The following is a 17,814-nucleotide window of genomic DNA, read 5'->3' on the forward strand; positions in this document are numbered from 1 at the left end:
GCTTTCGACTCCGACCCTTTCGCGCCGACCTGCAATGGGTGTTCGCTTACCCCACCTGGGTCTGCGCGTCATGTCCGCCGTCGCAGAGGTAGTCCTGCAAGCGGTCGAATTCTTCGTGGTTCTTGAAATGGATCACGATCCGCCCGCGCCCCTTGGCCGCCTCGCGGATGTCGACTTTCGTGCCTAGCGCAGCGCGGAACTGCTGCTCCAGGGAGGCCAAGTGCTGGCTGCGGCTTTTACGCGCCGGACGAGGCTCGGCTTCACCGGTAACCAGTCGCAGCGTTTGCGGCTCATCGGCCGCATGCACCGTTTGTTGCACCAGGTCTTCGACGCTGCGAACGCTCAGACCCTCGCGCTGGATGCGCTGACAGAACTCGACTTGTTCATGTTCGTTGTCCAGGGCCAACAGCGCCCGGGCATGCCCCTGCGTGATCGCGCCTGAACGTAGGGCCCCTTGAACGTCCTCGGGCAGCTCGAGCAGGCGGATCAGGTTGGCCACGGTCGAGCGGTCAATCTTCAACCGCTTGGCGAGTTCATCCTGTGTGCATTGATAGCGCTCGAGGTACTCTTGGAACGACGCGCCCTTTTCGAGCGCGTTCAGATCCTTGCGCTGCAGGTTTTCAACGATCGCAATCTCGGCCGCCTGACGATCGTCGACGTCGCGCACCTGGACGGATACTTCGCCCAGGCCCGCCTTAATCGCGGCGCGCAACCGGCGTTCGCCGGCCACGAGTTGAAAGCGGTCGCCTTGACGGCGCACGACGATCGGTTGCAGCAGACCGTGCTCTTGGATGCTATCAGCTAGCGACCCGATATCCGCATCGTCGAAGTCGCGACGCGGCTGATAAGGATTGCGATCAATCTCATAGACGCTGACGTTCTGCAGGCCACCTTCGTTAATCGCCGGGGTGGGTTCAGTGGGGGCCGTGTCGCGTGCCGCGTAGCTATCGGCAGGTCGACCAAGCAATGCTTCCAAACCGCGCCCTAGTCGTCGTTCCTTATTCACGCTCGAGTACCTCCATGCACAGTTCGGCGTATGCCCAGGCCCCGCGAGACCGTGGGGAGTAGTCCAGGACGGACTGCCCATGGCTGGGGGCTTCGGCGACGGCCACATCCCGAGGAATCACGGTGCGGAACACGATCTCGCCAAAGAAATCGCGGACCTCGTGGTCGACCTCGTGCGTCAACTCCAACGCGTGGTCATACATCGTCAATAAGATGCCCCCAAACTGAAGACGATTCGGCGGACGGCTCATTACGTCCCGAATCACCTCGATCATTTGCGTCAGCCCCTCCATCGCGAAGTACTCGCACTGGATCGGCATCAGCACCTCGGTCGAGGCGGCCAGGGCAGTCCGGGTTAATTGCCCCAACGAGGGAGGACAGTCGACCAGTACAAAATCGTAAGCCGTTAGCCCGCTGGCCAGATGCTGTCGCAGCGTGGCCACCTGGCTTTCGTCCTGCTTGCTTAGCTTTTCGATGTCTTGAAAGTTCCGGCTGCCGGGCAAGACCTCGAGCCCATCAATGGACGTAGCGCGCAGCGAGTCCTTCAGTGGCTCGGTCGAAACCAGGGGGTGCCGTTCGGTGGGTGCGAGTCCGAGACCGCTCGTGCCATTGCACTGTGGGTCGAGATCGATCAGCAAGGTGCGAGCGCCACTCTTGGCCAGAGCCACCGCCAAGTTGATGGCGGTGGAAGTCTTGCCGACGCCCCCCTTCTGATTCGCCACACAGAGAATCCGGCCCACGAGTTTCGTCTCCTGACCCGGTCGCGAGATGCGCGCACCACTGCTCCTAGTTTCGACAGGGCGCGGATTCTAGTCGTGGCGCGTTGGCCGAGGAAGTCCAACCCGGCGTCCATAGCGGGCCCCCTACAGATGGCCCCATGCCGGCGGAATGCGCGCCGCGTTGATCGGGGTGCTCGTGCTGCACCGCGGCGACGAAGTCTGCGATTGTTTCACGTGAAACTACGCAGTCAACCCTAAATTCGCATTTCACGTGAAGCACGTAAACTACACGATTGAAATTACCGCCTCTCCGCGTTTCACGTGGAACAGGCGGTTTGTGAAAGTCAGGGAGTGAGCCGGCGGTGTGCTCGATTCGCCGCCGGGCACGCTAGCACTCCTGCTATTCCAAGGGATTGATGACCAGCCCGCTGAGCAGCTTCGGATAAAAGTAGGTGCTCTTGGCCGGCATCCGTTCCTGGTGCTTACTGATCGTCTGGATGTCCCCGACCGTGGCTGGCATAACGAGGGCAGCCAGCGGGAACTCATCGGTCTCCAGACCCTCGACCACTTCCTCAACCAGGTGGACGTAACGCGGCTTTGGCAGGTCCTTGCCGCTCAAGATCGTGTCGATGACCAACCGGTGCAGGATACTGACGCCTAGGTCGCGCCACGGCTCACTGTGCTCGGCGGCGACTTTCATCATCTGTGCCCGGCCGGCATCCGTGATCGTGGCCAACACCCAGCGGTCATCCGCGTGGGCATAGAGCCCCAACGTTCCCTGGTGATTCTCGGTCTCGATTTCTTCCCAGACGTTGTTGGCCAAGTCGGGTCCCTCTCCCACGATTCGCGTGGTAAAGGCGTCACCGAGCTTGGCGACTAACTCGCTCGAAGTTATCGCCGGCAGGCCGCGGAACAGACGGTGCGTTGGCAGCACCACCATGCCGGGATCTTCCATTCCGACGCACATCATCAGGACGAAATTAGCGGGATTGTTGGGCGCGAGCGGAGCGGCGGCCGATAGTTCGTCGCGATAGTTACAGGCGGTTTCGTAGCGGTGGTGACCGTCGGCAATGAAGACCGGCTTGGGGCTAATCGCCGCCGAGACAGCACTAATCACTGCGACATCGGTGACCGGCCATAGTCGGTGAATGACGCCTAAATGGTCCTTCGCTTCGAGCGGAGGGACTCCCTCGATCGCGGCTTCCAGCTTCCCCTGTACGTCGTTCTGAGGGTCGGGATACAGGCCAAAAATTTGGCTGAGATTCGCTTTGCAGGCCCGGGTCAGCAGCAAACGGTCCTGCTTGGGGCCGGACATGGTTTCTTCGTGCGGATAGATATTTCCCTCGCCGAAACGTTGCAGGCGGATGCGGGCCATAAACCCGCGCCGCGTATGCGTCCGGCCAGCGTAATCGAACACCTGGTGGTAGACGTACAATGCGGGATGGGGATCTGCGGCCAGCACCCCCTCGGAACGCCAGTTCTTCAAGAACTTCGCCGCCCGCGAATACCGATTGTTGGCCGCATCATCGCCGGGCTCGTCTCGATTGAGGATCAGCCGGATGACGTTCGCGGGGTGGTTCTTGTAAAGCTGCTCCTGCAGTTGCGGGCCGATCACGTCGTAGGGCGGAGCGATCACATCGCTCAAGGATCCGACGTGCCCCAGGTCGTAACGCAGTCCGCGGAAAGCTTGGATTTCTGGCATGGTACTCGACGGGTTTGATCCGTTATTTCGAGGCGCTCCCCATCAAAAAAAACAGGGCTGCGGGTGTTATCCCGCAGCCCTGGCTTCTTGTCAAAGGGGCCCTTCGCCCGATCCGGCAGTTGCCGGTTTAGTACCGGTAATAGTCGGGCTTGTAGGGGCCGTCGACCGGGACGCCAATGTAGTCGGCCTGCTTGGCCGAGAGCTTCGTCAGCTTCACGCCCAGCTTGTCAAGGTGTAGCCGAGCGACCTCTTCGTCCAGGTGCTTGGGCAGCACGTGTACGCCCAGCGGGAACTTGTCGGTCTCGTTCCACAGGGCCAGTTGGGCCATGACCTGGTTCGTGAACGAGTTCGACATCACGAACGACGGGTGACCGGTGGCACACCCCAGGTTCACCAGGCGTCCCTCGGCCAGAATCAGAATCGAATGACCGTCGGCGAACGTATAACGGTCGACCTGAGGCTTGATTTCGACCTTCTTGACGTTCTTCTGCGAGTTCAGCCAAGCCATGTCGATCTCGAGATCGAAGTGCCCGATGTTACAGACAATGGCATCGTTGGGCATAACCTTCATGTGCTCGCCCATGACGATGTCGCGATTGCCCGTCGTAGTCACGAAGATGTTTCCCCGTGCAGCGGCGTCTTCCATCGTCGTAACTTCGAAGCCCTCCATCGCGGCCTGTAGGGCATTGATCGGGTCGATCTCAGTGATGATCACCCGTGCCCCCAGGGTCTGCATTGCCCGGGCACACCCCTTGCCGACGTCGCCATAGCCGGCGATCACGACCACCTTGCCGGCCACCATCACGTCGGTGGCCCGCTTGATGCCGTCGGACAGCGACTCGCGGCAACCGTAGAGGTTGTCGAACTTGCTCTTCGTGACCGAGTCATTCACGTTGATGGCCGGGACCTTCAGTTCCCCTCGGGCGTGCATCTGGTACAGGCGATGCACGCCGGTGGTCGTCTCTTCGGACAGCCCTCGGATGCCTGCTAGCAGTTCAGGGTACTTCTGATGGACCATGGCCGTCAGATCGCCGCCGTCGTCCAGAATCATGTTCAGCGGCTGGCCGTCAGCAAAATGCAGGGTCTGCTCAATGCACCAGTCGAAATCCTCGTTCGTCATTCCCTTCCAGGCATAAACGGGGATACCGGCCTTGGCGATCGCCGCCGCGGCATGGTCCTGGGTCGAGAAGATATTGCAGCTGCTCCAGGTAACCTGGGCGCCTAGCTCAACCAAAGTTTCGATCAGCACGGCCGTTTGAATGGTCATATGCAAGCAGCCGGCGATTCGCGCCCCTGCTAGCGGCTTCGCGGCGCCATGCTTTTTCCGCAGCGCCATCAAGCCCGGCATCTCGTTCTCGGCGAGCTGAATTTCCTTGCGGCCCCATTCGACCAGCTTCATATCGGCGACTTTGTAGGGCAGACGCGTCTCGATTTGCGCCACGGATATACTCCTTGTGAGGGGCATGCAATGCGGTAGAGTGCCGAGAATCGGCCGAGAACGATTTTCGCAATATCTTAGTCAGGCGTTCCGGTCTTGTCGAATGCGGCCCGGGCTGCCGCCACGAAGGACCGCAGCTTCTCGGCATTCTTAACACCGGGGGCGGTTTCGACTCCGCTGGCCGTGTCGACCCCCAGCGGCTGCACTGCTGCAATCGCCTCAGCAACATTCTCAGCACGCAGCCCGCCAGCCAGGATTAAAGGGGGCAGGCCAGCCGCGCGGACAAATTCCGCGGCCGAGTCCCAATTCGCAACGCGTCCGGTCCCTCCGAACTCCTTGGGATCGTAGGCATCCCACAGAACAAGCCGGGGCAGGCAAACCAGGCGGCGGCATTCGTCGAGGTGCGCGCGAACCTCGGTCAGGCCGGTTCCTTTGGCGCGCAATGCTTGCATGACAGGCGTGCCGGATAGCTCGATCGCAAGCGCCGCGACGTCGTCCGGCGTTTCGTGGCCGCTGAGTTGGATAATGTCGAGCGCGAGCTTGTGCGCCGTCTCGACGATCCGATCGGTTCGCGCATTGACGAACACGCCGGCCACGAGCAAATGATTGCCGACCGCTTGCCGGATCTCACTGGCTCGCTCGAGATCGACACGACGAGGGCTCCCTTTATAGAAGTTCAGCCCTATGCAATCCGCGCCGGCATCGATCACGGCCATTGCATCGTCGACGCGTGTGATGCCGCAAATCTTGATGCGAAACATGGGCGGAGCCGTGCGTTGGACTTTGTATTGCTGACTGGTGGGATCGTGAATCGAATCACCCATTGTACGTCACTCCGGTGCTAGCGTCACGTGTGGTCGAGCGATGATCAGCAGGTGCTAGCTGAGCGGAGAACGACCTCGACATTCGGCCCTGAAGCATGTAGTCAAAGCGAAACAGGACGGGCGGACCGGCCCTAGGTCGGTTGCTTTGCCTTCCCGTGTGCAGAGCCAGGGGAGTGCCTGCCGAATGTAGTAATGCTTCTTGATTACGGCGGCGGCTACCGGTGTGCGCTGCTAGCAACTGTCGGGGCGACGATAACCGAGGCACGCGAACGATGTACGAATCTTTCTTTCATTTGACGAAACGTCCTTTCGCGGCCACTGTCAATATCGAACAGTACTATCCTGGACGCGTCATCGAGGCCGCCCGCCGCACGCTGGTGCGCTGCATCGAACGCGCCGAAGGAATGGCAGTCCTGGTCGGAGCCTCGGGCACAGGTAAGACGCTCATCTGCCAGATGCTTCGCAATGAATTCGAGGAAGCGTGCGACGTTGTCACGCTTGGCACGACGCGCATTGATGGGCCGCGAGCACTGCTGCAGGCGATCCTCTTCGAACTCGATCTGCCTTGCCGCGGATTGCCCGATGGCGACATGCGACTGGCCCTGGTCGACCATTTGACGCGCGCCGACGCACGCGGGGCGGGTATGCTGCTGATCGCTGACGAAGCGCACACATTGCCGGCGCGCGTGCTGGAAGAGATTCGCTTGATCACGAACATCACCGTGGCCGGTCAGCCGCGCGTACGTTTCGTGATGGCCGGCAGCCATTTGCTCGAAGAGCACCTGGCCAGCCCCAAGCTCGAGTCCTTCAGTCAGCGCACTGCCGCGCGGTGTTATCTCGAGCCGCTCGATCGTGGTGAAACCGCGGCGTACATTCGAGCCCAGGTAGCCGGGGCGGGGGGCGATGCTCGCCGGCTATTCACTGAATCGGCCGTCGAGAGTTCCTATCGCGCGACCGATGGCGTGCCGCGTCTGATTAATCAACTTTGCGACCATGCACTGCTCCTCGCACACAACGCAGGCATACACCAGCTTAGTGATCGTCAGATCGAGGAAGCCTGGGCCGACTTGCAGCAGCTTCCCACGCCTTGGAGCGGAACAGCAGAGCCGAATCGAGCAGGCGATGTTATCGAATTCGGACAACTCGACGACGATCAGACCGAAGAAGAGGACCACTATGACTCCATTGCCGCGGACGGGCCGATCATGCGGGAATACCTCGCTGACGACATGGCACCTGTCAGCCTGCGATTGGCCGGTGGCTTGGATGAAATCGAACCCGAATTCGAAGAGCTGGAAGAATCGGAACCCATGAAAATGAGCTTGCCGGTCAACGACCTCACAGCATTCGAGACGCGCGTACAACCGCGCGGCGCCATGAGCGTCGAGCTGGCTCATTCGGCCAATCCGTTCGCCGAACCGTTCGTCGAAGAAGAGGTCATTGTCGACCGTTACTCGACGGCACACGCCTCGGTATGGGCCGAGATGCCGCACGTCTACAGTTCGGAAGGTCGGATCCTGGCCGAATTGCTGCAGCCCTTCGTTCAAACGGCCAAAGTCGTACCGCTGCCCGAGGCTCCCCCGGCCTGGAATGACACCGACGAGGCATTAATCGTGGTCGAAGATGATCCGGTCACGATCGCCGGCCCCCGCCCTGCCCCGACGCAGGCTTATCGCCAGGAGTACTCGCAACTATTCGCGAAGTTGCGTCGCGGGTAAAGGGCTGACGCCAACGGGCGTCAAACGAATTACTTTGTCGCGCCTGCTTTTGCCTTGGCGAGCTTCTGTTTCGTCTGCTCGTCGCCGGGATTTGCTTTGGCGAGTTGCTCAAAAAGAGGCAGTGCATTCTTGTACTCTTCGTTCTCCAGGTAGACATCCGCCAGGCCGGAAGTGCCGGCATTGGGGCCGGGGAGCTTGTCGACCATCTGTTGCCACAGCTTGATCGCGCCGGCATCGTCACCTTGCGATTTGAGCACCCTGGCCAACCCATTCATGGCTCCTCCGGCGAGCGGATCGGTGGCAAGGACTTTCTCGAAGTAGCCTTTGGCTTCGTCGACTTCTCCGCCATTCAGGAGCAGCCAGCCCATGCCATTCAGCGCGCCGCCATTGTCCGGCGACTTGGCCAGGACGGCGGTGAAAAGCGATTTAGCTTCTTCGCGACGACCTTGATTCATCAGCCGCCACGCCTGGCCGACGTCTTTGCCGACGTTGATCGCTGGAGCCGCAGATTTTTTAGGAGCGTTCTCGGCCACCGCCATTGGCTCCAGCTCGCGGCGCAGATCGTCGGGCAATTCCTTGGCCTTTGCGGCATCCAACATGCGCTGCGCGGATCCGTCGGGATCGCCCGACGCGACCGTCTTCTTGCCCCACTTCGCGGCCTCGGCATACTTGCCCTGCAGCAAGTAGATCTTTGTCAGGCCGTACCAGGCCGCCGAAGCATCAGGCGCGAGCGCGGCCTTGGACAAGTACTTTTCGGCTTCGTCGTATTTGCCGTCAGCCAGGGCCATTTGCCCTAAGCCATTCAGCGCCGCGGGATGCTTGGGCTCGAGCTTGATCACGGCGAGAAATGCTTCGCGCGCTCGGCCGCGGTTGCCACTGTTGAAACTGGCCCAGCCAAGCCCGTTCCAGGCGTTGCTGTTACGCTTATCGAGCTTCACCGACTCTTCAAATTTGGCAGCCGCCGCGGGATAGTTTTGCTGTCCCCACAACTGCCAACCTTCGATGGAAAGTTGGCCCGCCCTGTCTGCAGCAAGCTGAATGGCCGCAGCCGGGGTGACGTGCTGCTCGGCTGTCGTGATCTGCGCGGCCACTCCAGTGTCGGCTTTCTCGGCGACCTGGACATCGGAGTTTTGAACGTTTGCTGACTGGACAAACAGCAATGCGATGGCGCACAGACCTGTAATCATGGCCGCTCCTCCCATGAGAACGAAAATTAAAAACCGTCGGTGGCGACGACGATCGTCACCCTGCAAGGAATGAAGAAGTAGCTGGTCGGCGCGGCGCATCGCATCATCGAGCCGCGACTGGTCGTCGACGCCGTCGCTGGTTGGCGGGCTGCCTCGCGCTGCGAAGGGATCTGTCGACATATTCTTTTTCCCCACCAGATCAGATGCGTTTGATCAATCGTGCGGCCTCGGCCGCGCTGGTTTTGCCAGGCTCGACGGCGTCCAACAGGCTGCCGCCTACGCGCTGCGTCTTGGCGATTTCGCCGCGCAACATTTCAATGACTCGATCCAGCCGCGAGCGGACCGTGGGATACGAAACGCCGACCTGCGCCGCGATTTCTTTCAAGTTGCCCCCGGCCAGCACGAACATTTCGATGAATCGCTGATGCTCGACGGGCAGGTCTGCCAGACGCGACATGGGAAAGTCTGCGGCCACCGATACCCGGCAATGACCGCAACTCATCTGCGTCACGGTCATCGCCGTTCCACAGTAGGGACATTCATTACTGACGGGACGTTTCGCCTCTGGCATGAAACTCCACTTTCTGCATTGCATGCTATCCGATAAATCAATAAAATCAACATATTTGTTGATAGTTTTTCATAAAACGAAATAACGCGACGGTAGAACTCGGTTCAAAAGACGATTCATGACGCCCAAGACATCCGGGTCCTCAACTAGTTCAAGAAACCGTTGAACTTCAGAAGGCACTTCGTCGCAGCGTAGGTGCAGCAAACAGGATACGCGAAGAAAACGCGGGACGAGTGATCCGGCAGCTATGGCGTAGTGCCAGTTCTAATTTGCTGCCCGGCTTGGCGCGCGCTTAAAAGCCGTCGAAGGACGGGTCGCCGGCGCGATCTGCTGCCTGGGCGATAGCGCATACACAACGGCCGACGTGCCGATCATCACGGCCACTGCGACAAACATGCTGCCGAATGCCGGAATGCCGGCAAGGCCCGCGTACGAAACGATTCCTCCTGCGATCGGCGAGCCGACGAGCGTTCCCAAATCGAAGAACGCCAGCACCAAGGTCGTGGCCAAACCTCGGTTGCGCGCCGGAAACACCGAGGTGCCCGCCGCGATGACCGACGGAAACAACAGGGCATGCGCAATTCCTAGCGCCACGGCGGGAAGGCAGAGCAGCCATTGATTACTGGCAATGGTGAACAGCACCATCCCGGTGACCATTGAAGCCAGTCCCAACAAGAGCACGCGGCGATTGCCGATTTTCGTCGGCAGCCGTCGACCGAGGAACCTCGCGACGAATGCTGTCGGACAATAGACGGCAAAGAAGAGCGCAATGCCGGGGATGTTCATCGACTCGGCATACGGTCGCAGAAACGTGCCGGGTAACCCCAGCCCAAAACCCGTTGCGGCCGACACGAGTAATACGGACCCTGGATGGTAGCGCCGCAAGAGTCCCCACGCTGAAGCGTGCCGAGTGCGTGGTTGGAAATGTTGATGGCGCGTTGCGAAGGCTGCCAGAATGACATTGATCATTCCTAGCACGGCGCACACAACGAACATCAACTGCATTCGGGGCCACGTCATCGGCGCGCCGCCTATCATGACGTCACCCAGCCAGGTGCCAATCACCATCGCCAAAAATCCGGACGTGCCCAGCATGCCCACCATTTCCGCCATGCGCGAAACAGGTGCGCGCGACGAGATAAAGGTGATCGATGCCCCGAAAAACCCGGCGATCGCGCAGGCGTAGCCGATGCGCAAGACGAAGATCAACGGGCTATCGGCGCGTGTGAGCAGTAAATGCCCCAGGCAACTCGCGACGAACAGCAATCCCGAAATAATCCACATCCGCCGGGGACCGTAACGGTCGATGCCGATTCCTTGGGCAAGGCGCATGGCCAGACTACCGACCATGCCCACGCCGACGATCGTGCCGAGCAGAAGTTCGCTGCCACCGAGAAAGAAGACCACGTCCGCGTAGCGAAAGAGCAGGCTGTGGCCAATCATGATCGACAGATTGGCCACGTAGGTCAGCCAGAAGGCAAGATCGTACGTGGCACCATCAGATTGAACGTTTTGCTGCGCGCGGCCGACTTCGCGTCTCGCCATAGCGGCGGACGACGATTCGACCGTGGAGGATTCAGCATGCGAAGCGCGACAGATCATGGAGGGGTTTGAAGAGGAAGGCCGGGACAACAAGGCCGGTGGATTATAAGCTAGCCCGCAACGCAGGGCAGCGTCGAAAAACGGCTAGCTTCTGGCAATTGCGATCACGGCGTAACTTGCTTCATTTACTAAAACGCTTGTTCTGACAGCAAATCACGGTAATTGGTTCGCAAAACTGGCCAAATTCGCTGCTTCGGCGACCACGCCCATAAGGGGTAGTGATCCTCCGTTTTCTGCGGGGAAATTCCTGGCGCGGACCGCGGTGGACATACCGGCGCGTCGCCTGCTAGTATCTTCGACCCGTGGGGTATGACATGGACGTCAACGGGGCCAGCAAGGACCAGCGCAGTGGACTATTCGAAGAGTACCGTCAACAGCCGGAATCTCGTGAAGCGGTGGCTGCATCGGTCGCGATTGGATGCGTCGGTCAAGCTGCTCGACGTCAAACGCCGTAGCCGGATTCTCGACTATGGTTGCGGTAGCGGCGAGTTAACGCGGCGGATCAGCGCGGCCTATCCCTCGACCCAGATCGTGGCGTTCGATCCGGCCGAGGATTTGTTTCGCCAGGCGCAGCGCCGACTGGCGGATTGCACGAATGTGCTGGTCAGCAACTCGCTCGACCTGTTGCCAGGCGCTTTCGATCGCGTGGCCTGCCTGGAAGTACTCGAACACTTGCCCCCCGTCGAGCTCGAGGCGGCGCTATTAGATATTCGCGTGGCGTTGGCGGCCGACGGACAGTGCCTGTTCACATTTCCGATCGAGCATGGCGCCATGTCACTGGCCAAAAATGTCTATCGCATCACGACCGGCGGCGACCCCTACCCCTCACTCACCAGCACGGCCCGGGCCTTCTTCGGCCTGCCAGTACCGCGTCAGCCTAGCGCGAGTCTGAATAATTGCAGCTATATTTACTCACACCTGGGCTTCGATTGCCGGGCGATGCTCTCCACCATCGCCAATGTGTTCGCAATCGAGGATGTTCACGTGCTCCCCTTGGGAACCGTGACGCTGGGGATGGGAAACGGGCTGGCCGTCGTCGCTCGCCCGCGCCACGATTGAATTCGCGCTGCTTGCGCCTCGCTTTGCTATGCGGCGACGCGCAGGCGCGGCCATCGTCGCGACAGAATTACGGCGACAGGCTCTTTGACTGGCCGCGGGGCTAACCGCAGGCCTCGCGAGCGAACCATGACCCGGAACCTGGTGGTCGTCACGACCTATAACGAGCGTGAGAATCTGCCGGCGCTAATCGATGAGATATTCGCACAGGCTCCCGAGGTCGATCTATTGGTGGTCGACGACAGCTCTCCCGATGGGACAGGCGCCTGGGTCCAAGAACGATCCGTACGCGAACCGCGATTGAAATTACTTGCCCGGCCTGGCAAACAAGGGCAAGGAAGCGCAGTGCTGGCCGGACTCCGTTACGCGATTGATAACGCGTACGACACCGTACTGTCGATGGATGCCGACTTCAGCCATTCGCCGCGTTACATTCGCGGCCTACAGTCCGGCCTTGAGGGCGATCCTGCCGCGGATGTCGTCATCGGCTCGCGTTATGTACACGGCGGCGGCGTCGAAGGATGGCCGTTCAAGCGCCGACTCATGAGCCGGGCGGTGAACACCTATACGCGGTTGATGTTGAGATTGCGCACGCACGATTGCAGCGGCGGATTTCGCTGTTACCGAGTGGCGAAGTTGGCCGAACTGGATTTCAGCCAGATGGTTTCCCGCGGCTATTCGTTTCATGAAGAGTTTCTGTGGCGTGTCACGAGACTTGGCTGTCGCGTCGTCGAGACTCCGATAACGTTTGTCGATCGTGTCAAAGGAAACTCAAAGATCAACGCGCACGAGGCTTGGAACGCCGTGCGCGTGATCTTTAATCTCGGAATTCAAGAACGATTCGGTAACCGAACTCCCCCGCCATCCCTGAATAGGGACAACGGAGAGTGACGGCATTCCGTCGAAGGCCTGCCGGACTAAGTTCCGTGCGGCTTGTCGCCCAGCAGTTCCCAGACCGCCGGCTCGATCGACTTGGCCCAGATTTCGTACCCTTGCGGGCTCAAATGCAACAGGTCCGGCATGATCTCCTTCGAGAGGGTGCCATCCGCGGCGAGGAACTTCGGACCGATATCGAGATAGAAGACGTTCTTGTCGTCAGCCACGGCCTTGGCCAATTCGTTGGCCTTGATGTTCACCAGGCGATTCTTATCCTCGGGATTCGCTCCGCGCGGGAACACACCCAATAGCAGGATCTTGGTGGCGGGCAGTTTCTCGCGCAGCTTGGCGACGATCGCCTTGATGCCCGCCGCGATGTTTTCCGAGGTGTCGGTGCCGGAATTGTTGGTGCCAATCATGATCACGGCCAGCTTCGGTTTAATACCGGCAATGTTGCCGTTTTCGAGACGCCACAACACGTGCTGCGTCCGATCGCCGCCGATGCCGGCATTCATCGCCTTGCGGTCACCGTAGTACTTCGTCCAAACGTCCTTGCCGGCGCCTTCCCAGCCTTGGGTGATCGAGTCGCCCAGAAAGATCAGATCGACATCCCCTTGCTTAGCCCGATCGTTGATCGAATCGTGCCGTTTCATCCAACCGGCTTCACGAGCGACCGGCACCACGGTATCCGGCGGCTTATCCTCGGCCCGGGCGGCGAACGACGAGTAGGTGCCAACCAAAGCAACGAAACAGATCGCAAGCACACGACGCCGCATGATGAGACTCCACAGAAGGAAGGAATTCTGGCAGGAACGTGAGAATCAAGATTGATACGGAGGGATAGCGCAGCGGTGATCAAGCCATTCCATCAAAATCGGTCTAGATCGTGGCCACGAAGCACTGCCGCCCGGCAATGCAGATCCGTCGCGCGACGAAGTCATCATCCGGACCGAGTACGTGCTGCGTCAGGTTGCACCAGCAGTGCCCATCGCCGACCTGGCCGTCTTCGACCGCGGGGTTCTGGCAACCAGTTATGAACATCCCTTTCGAGCGCAAATGCTGACAAGCGGCACCCGCCTCGGCACCCGCAGCAGATTGACTATCGAGAATCGACATGCTGAATTCCCTTGCTGTAGAATCGAATCCGCTCGAACAAAGTCCGTCTGATCGCAACTCGGTATGTACAAACTTTCGACCGTCGCATTAAATCTCGAATCCGCCAGTTTCGAGCCCCGCGGCCAATAGAATCGCGCGGCGCACGGCAACGCTGGCTAGCTGCACCTTGTAGCCGTTATCCGTCAGCGGTGTCGCGGCTTCAACCGCGGCTTCGCCGGCCGAACTGGCCGTATCGAATTCGACCGACTGGCCGACCATGGCTTGCGCCGCGGCGTACGATACCCAAGGTGTCGGCGCCACTTGGCCGATCACGATGTTTGCGTCGCGGACAATTCCATTTTCGATTTTTAGCGCGGCTGCCGCACTGACGAGCGGGAAGTCCGGCCCGGCGGTTTGGCGCACTTCGTACGTGCCATTGACCCAACCAGCGGCCGGCAGCAGGATGTGCGTCAGCAACTGATTTGGGCCAATCACATGCTCACGCTGACGCCCGTCGCGCGGGGTGCGGAACAGGGCCTCGACCGGTATTGTGGTCTCGTCCTGCTCGCTGGGCCCGATGATGCGCACCTGGGCTCCCAAGGCGATTAGCGCCGGCGCGATCCGCGACGGCGAAACGAACTTCGCAGGCCCGGCATTGCCAAAAATCGCATGGTACCGGCTATCCCCTGCAACGATGCGGTGACCGCTTTCGGCCAGCAACCCATGCCCGCCGCGAAAATACCAGCACTGCGGACGTTGCAGCAACTCACCGCCGAGAGTCCCCTGGGCGCGTAGGGTATCGCTGTTGATCCCGTCGATGGCCTGCCGGATCGCGGGAAAATCGGCGAGTTCCGGCGCTTCGAGCAATTCATCGAGCGTCGTGGTGGCGCCGATCGAAACCCCTTGCGAGTCACTGGAGACGCCGCGCAGCGAGGCTACCTCGGTAATGTTCACCACGCGCCTTGGCGTGACGATCATCTTCGCCATGAGAGGGACCAGATCCGTGCCGCCGGCCAAAAGGGCCGTTGCCTCGCTGTCGTCGGATAGGAGTTCCAAGACGCCAACAGCATCCGTTGGTGCCGCGTATTCAAATGGTTTCATCAGGCTTTCCTCGCTCTTTCCAAGGCCTCGAGGACCCGTTTCGGAGTTAGTGGGAGAACCGGCACGCGCACGCCCAACGCATTACAAACGGCATTCGAGATGGCAGCCCCAGGACTAATCACCGGCGGCTCGCCCAAGCCGACGACACCGCGATTGTATTCGTCGTCCGGCTGGTAGATCTCGACGACGATCTCGCCCACGTCGCCCAAACGCGGCAATTTGTAATCCGCGATCTCGGCATTCAGGAAAGCCCCGGTCGTCGGGTCCAGAATACGCTGCTCGAAAAGGGCATAAGCTATACCCATGATCGCGGCACCGTACATCTGGCTCTGTGCACATTTGGGGTTGATTACCAGTCCCATGTCCTGGACGAGCACGAATTTCTTCATTCGTACGACGCCGGTGTCACGATCGACCTCGACCTCGGCCATCTGCACACCGCCGACCTGCGAACTGGAAAGGCCCTGGTCGTCGCGGCGTTTGAATTCGCCTTTCACCTCGAGCGGCATCATGCCCAACAGGCTGCACGCCTCTTTCCAGGAGAGTGACTTCTTGGTGTCGCTTTTGACCTGGATGCGGCCATCCTTCGCTTCCAGATTCTCGGGCTCGGATTCGAGCTTCTTGGATGCCAGCTCGAAGATCTTTAAAAGCGCGTCTTGCGCCGCGCGGCGCGTCGATTCGCTGACGCTGGCGATCGTGACGCTTCCACCCGAGGCAGCGCTGGGGGGATATTTCGAGCTGCCAATGTTCACTTTCACGCCGGCCAGCGGCAATCCGAACGTCTCGGCCGTAATGATCGCGATCGCCGTTCGGGTGCCAGTGCCTAAGTCCTGGCTGCCGAGTGTGGCCTCGACAGCGCCGTCGGGATGAATGGTGATATTCGTGTTCGAAGGTTGCCCACCGCCACCCCAGGTGTGAATGGCCATTCCCAGGCCGCTGACGACAGCCCCCTTTTTCGGTCCCTTGCCATGGGGGTGCCATTTATCCTTCCAGCCGATCAGCTTGGCCGCGATCTCCATTTCGGCCTGATAAACGTTCTGCTTTTCGTTCGAGACGCTCGCCAGATTCCGCAGAAAGACGTCGTAGCTGTTCAAGCCGAGCTTAGCGGCGATATCGTCGTACGCGGTCTGGCTCATCGCGCACGCTTGCGGATGATTCGGGGCGCGCCAGGCCCGCGAGGGGCTAGCGTTAGTGATGATGGGCGTTGCGCGGCGGCGGCGATTTTTGGGATTAAAGACGTACGGAATAACGCCCTGATCGACGCCACCGGCCGTCGCGCCAAACGTGCCCCAATGCTGCGAATCCCAAACTGTGACGACGCCTTCCTTGTCGGCGCCGATCCGCACGTCGATATAGCCACTGGGGCGGCAGCCTGCCGTTTTCAGCTCGATGTCGCGATCGAGCATCAACTTCACGGGCCGGCCGACCTCTTTGGCAATCTTCGCCGCGGTAACGTTGAAATTGTCGACCTGGAACTTGCTGCCGAATCCGCCGCCGATGAAATCGCAAATCACCGTGACGTCACCCGTGGTAATTCCCAGAGGGCTGGCAAACTGACCGGCCGTGCCCGACACGTTTTGCGTCGACAGATAAGCGTTCAGCTTGTCGCCTTCCCACTGCACAGTAGCGCCGTGAGGCTCGAGGCACATGTGCGTGATGACGTCGATGCCATAGTGCGCTTCGACGACGACGGCCGACTCCTTGAGCAGCCGCTCGATCTCTTGCTCGGCGAATTTGTCCTCGTCATCATCGTCGCCAGCCTCGCGCTCGAGCTGCACATTCTTGGCGACCTTACCTGTGCGGCCCGCTGCTTCAGCGGCAGCAAGATCAGCGTCTTTGACGTAGACGTCGAGCGGCTCGATTTCAACTTTGATGGCTTTCAGGCCCTCGGCTACGGCCCCTTCGCTTTCGCCGGCCACGGCCGCAATAGGGTCTCCTTGCCAACGGACTTCGTTGCCAGGCTCCTTCATCGCCATGCACTTAACGACGCCCGGAATCTTTTCGGCGGCGCTAAAGTCGATCGACTTGATCTTGCAGTGCGCGTGGGGCGAACCAAGCACGCGGGCGATCAGCATTTTGTCGAAGTTCACATCGTAGGTGTACTTCGCCGCACCGGTGGCCTTGGCAATGCCGTCAATTCGATCCTGCGGCTTCCCCAAAAGCGCCGTCGTGCCACGATCCGGCCAACTGTACTTCTTAGCCACGCGAGCCTCCTTTCACCACTTCCAGGGCAGCCTGAATGACATTGGCATACGTGCCGCAGCGGCAGAGGTTGCTGTTGAGGCCCTTGCGAATTTGATCTTCGGTCGCTTTGGGATTCTTGTCCAAGAAGGCCCGCACTGCCACGACGAAGCCAGGTGTGCAGAATCCACATTGCATGGCATCGTTATGCAGAAATGCCGTGACGACGGGATCGGGTTTGCTACCTCCCAGGCTTTCGACCGTTTGGATTTTCTTCCCAACACAAGCCACGGCCAGAATCGTGTTTGCGCTGGCGGGTTTGCCGTCGATGATGACCATGCTCGCGCCGCTGGAGTCGTCGACGCTGACGGGCTTCGCACCTGTCAGATTCAACTTGAATCGCAAAGCTTCAAGTAGCGTTGTACGTGGCTCAACCGTGACTTGCCGATCGGCGCCGTTGACCTTCAATGTGATAGCCGTTGGGCCGGGACCCAAAACTTTCGTTTTGTCGTCAGCCGCTTCGGCCACGCCGCTGCCGGCGGCCAAAGCCGTGGCTGCCGCCGCTGCGCCGGAACCTTGCAAGAACGCCCGGCGACTAAAGCCGCTTTCGCCGGCGCGGGAGGGTCGTTGATCCTTCATCAGAAGAGACCTCCGCTGGTCAGAGTTTGAAGACCGTGGATTTCGGAAGCGAAATTTCTGGGAAGGATTGACCCTAGAGTTGAAAAGGATCCTTCCGCTT

16 protein-coding genes are annotated in these 17,814 nt (G+C 60.1%); 3 read left to right on the plus strand and 13 right to left on the minus strand.

Features of this window, described 5'->3' with window-relative positions; translation table 11 throughout:
* Positions 1–46: 46 nt before the first annotated feature.
* From VGN12_01130 to VGN12_01150, 5 genes are all read right to left on the minus strand, one after another.
* Positions 47–1,006 carry a ParB/RepB/Spo0J family partition protein gene (locus VGN12_01130; GenBank protein HEY4308027.1) on the minus strand — a complete coding sequence of 320 codons (960 nt, stop codon included), beginning with the start codon at positions 1,004–1,006 and terminating at the stop codon, positions 47–49.
* Positions 999–1,745, minus strand: coding sequence for a ParA family protein (locus VGN12_01135; GenBank protein HEY4308028.1), 747 nt, complete (start codon positions 1,743–1,745; stop codon positions 999–1,001). The genes VGN12_01130 and VGN12_01135 overlap by 8 nt, the downstream gene beginning before the upstream one ends.
* Positions 1,746–2,124: 379 nt before the next feature.
* Positions 2,125–3,426: a DUF1015 domain-containing protein gene (locus VGN12_01140; protein ID HEY4308029.1), complete on the minus strand. Its 1,302-nt coding sequence runs from the start codon at positions 3,424–3,426 to the stop codon at positions 2,125–2,127.
* A 127-nt stretch (positions 3,427–3,553) separates the two neighbouring features.
* Entirely contained in the window at positions 3,554–4,867 is a 1,314-nt protein-coding gene (gene ahcY, locus VGN12_01145; GenBank protein HEY4308030.1) for an adenosylhomocysteinase, read from the minus strand.
* 74 nt (positions 4,868–4,941) lie between these two features.
* Positions 4,942–5,688: a phosphoribosylanthranilate isomerase gene (locus VGN12_01150; protein ID HEY4308031.1), complete on the minus strand. Its 747-nt coding sequence runs from the start codon at positions 5,686–5,688 to the stop codon at positions 4,942–4,944.
* A gap of 272 nt (positions 5,689–5,960) precedes the next feature.
* On the opposite strand from VGN12_01150, the gene VGN12_01155 reads away from it, so the two are divergent.
* Positions 5,961–7,406 (plus strand): AAA family ATPase, encoded by a 1,446-nt coding sequence (locus tag VGN12_01155; GenBank protein ID HEY4308032.1) that lies wholly within the window; start codon positions 5,961–5,963, stop codon positions 7,404–7,406.
* 29 nt (positions 7,407–7,435) lie between these two features.
* On the opposite strand, the gene VGN12_01160 is transcribed toward VGN12_01155, so the two are convergent.
* From VGN12_01160 to VGN12_01170, 3 genes are all read right to left on the minus strand, one after another.
* A complete protein-coding gene (locus VGN12_01160) occupies positions 7,436–8,773 on the minus strand; it encodes a tetratricopeptide repeat protein (GenBank protein HEY4308033.1) in 1,338 nt (445 codons plus the stop codon).
* Between the two features lie 19 nt (positions 8,774–8,792).
* On the minus strand, positions 8,793–9,164 hold the full coding sequence (locus VGN12_01165) for a DUF2089 family protein (GenBank protein HEY4308034.1): 372 nt from the start codon (positions 9,162–9,164) through the stop codon (positions 8,793–8,795).
* A 264-nt stretch (positions 9,165–9,428) separates the two neighbouring features.
* Positions 9,429–10,709 (minus strand): MFS transporter, encoded by a 1,281-nt coding sequence (locus VGN12_01170; GenBank protein HEY4308035.1) that lies wholly within the window; start codon positions 10,707–10,709, stop codon positions 9,429–9,431.
* Between the two features lie 405 nt (positions 10,710–11,114).
* Between VGN12_01170 and VGN12_01175 the strand changes: the two genes are divergently transcribed.
* Together VGN12_01175 and VGN12_01180 are read left to right on the plus strand one after the other, a co-directional pair.
* On the plus strand, positions 11,115–11,825 hold the full coding sequence (locus tag VGN12_01175; GenBank protein ID HEY4308036.1) for a class I SAM-dependent methyltransferase: 711 nt from the start codon (positions 11,115–11,117) through the stop codon (positions 11,823–11,825).
* A gap of 126 nt (positions 11,826–11,951) precedes the next feature.
* Entirely contained in the window at positions 11,952–12,713 is a 762-nt protein-coding gene (locus VGN12_01180) for a polyprenol monophosphomannose synthase (GenBank protein HEY4308037.1), read from the plus strand.
* Positions 12,714–12,739: 26 nt separating this feature from the next.
* Here VGN12_01180 and VGN12_01185 read toward each other — a convergent pair whose 3' ends face one another.
* The 5 genes from VGN12_01185 to VGN12_01205 form a co-directional block, all read right to left on the minus strand.
* Positions 12,740–13,474 (minus strand): platelet-activating factor acetylhydrolase IB subunit, encoded by a 735-nt coding sequence (locus VGN12_01185; protein HEY4308038.1) that lies wholly within the window; start codon positions 13,472–13,474, stop codon positions 12,740–12,742.
* Positions 13,475–13,577: 103 nt separating this feature from the next.
* Positions 13,578–13,814: a hypothetical protein gene (locus VGN12_01190; protein ID HEY4308039.1), complete on the minus strand. Its 237-nt coding sequence runs from the start codon at positions 13,812–13,814 to the stop codon at positions 13,578–13,580.
* A gap of 87 nt (positions 13,815–13,901) precedes the next feature.
* On the minus strand, positions 13,902–14,894 hold the full coding sequence (locus tag VGN12_01195) for an FAD binding domain-containing protein (protein HEY4308040.1): 993 nt from the start codon (positions 14,892–14,894) through the stop codon (positions 13,902–13,904).
* Complete coding sequence (locus VGN12_01200) at positions 14,894–17,098, minus strand: xanthine dehydrogenase family protein molybdopterin-binding subunit (protein ID HEY4308041.1); 2,205 nt, start codon at positions 17,096–17,098, stop codon at positions 14,894–14,896. Before VGN12_01200 ends, VGN12_01195 begins: the two co-directional genes overlap by 1 nt.
* On the minus strand, positions 17,091–17,714 hold the full coding sequence (locus tag VGN12_01205) for a (2Fe-2S)-binding protein (protein HEY4308042.1): 624 nt from the start codon (positions 17,712–17,714) through the stop codon (positions 17,091–17,093). The genes VGN12_01200 and VGN12_01205 overlap by 8 nt, the downstream gene beginning before the upstream one ends.
* Positions 17,715–17,814: the final 100 nt, after the last annotated feature.

This window comes from Pirellulales bacterium (assembly GCA_036499395.1).
In the GTDB taxonomy this organism is placed as follows: domain Bacteria; phylum Planctomycetota; class Planctomycetia; order Pirellulales; family JACPPG01; genus JACPPG01.

What these genes read in the sequence shown, in the direction of transcription:
- VGN12_01140 (HEY4308029.1), bottom strand. Translation starts at nt 3,426, where the DNA reads ATGCCAGAAATCCAAGCTTTCCGCGGACTGCGTTACGACCTGGGGCAC.
- VGN12_01150 (HEY4308031.1), bottom strand. Translation starts at nt 5,688, where the DNA reads ATGGGTGATTCGATTCACGATCCCACCAGTCAGCAATACAAAGTCCAA.
- VGN12_01155 (HEY4308032.1), top strand. Translation starts at nt 5,961, where the DNA reads ATGTACGAATCTTTCTTTCATTTGACGAAACGTCCTTTCGCGGCCACT.
- VGN12_01160 (HEY4308033.1), bottom strand. Translation starts at nt 8,773, where the DNA reads ATGTCGACAGATCCCTTCGCAGCGCGAGGCAGCCCGCCAACCAGCGAC.
- VGN12_01165 (HEY4308034.1), bottom strand. Translation starts at nt 9,164, where the DNA reads ATGCCAGAGGCGAAACGTCCCGTCAGTAATGAATGTCCCTACTGTGGA.
- VGN12_01170 (HEY4308035.1), bottom strand. Translation starts at nt 10,709, where the DNA reads ATGGCGAGACGCGAAGTCGGCCGCGCGCAGCAAAACGTTCAATCTGAT.
- VGN12_01180 (HEY4308037.1), top strand. Translation starts at nt 11,952, where the DNA reads ATGACCCGGAACCTGGTGGTCGTCACGACCTATAACGAGCGTGAGAAT.
- VGN12_01185 (HEY4308038.1), bottom strand. Translation starts at nt 13,474, where the DNA reads ATGCGGCGTCGTGTGCTTGCGATCTGTTTCGTTGCTTTGGTTGGCACC.
- VGN12_01190 (HEY4308039.1), bottom strand. Translation starts at nt 13,814, where the DNA reads ATGTCGATTCTCGATAGTCAATCTGCTGCGGGTGCCGAGGCGGGTGCC.
- VGN12_01195 (HEY4308040.1), bottom strand. Translation starts at nt 14,894, where the DNA reads ATGAAACCATTTGAATACGCGGCACCAACGGATGCTGTTGGCGTCTTG.
- VGN12_01205 (HEY4308042.1), bottom strand. Translation starts at nt 17,714, where the DNA reads ATGAAGGATCAACGACCCTCCCGCGCCGGCGAAAGCGGCTTTAGTCGC.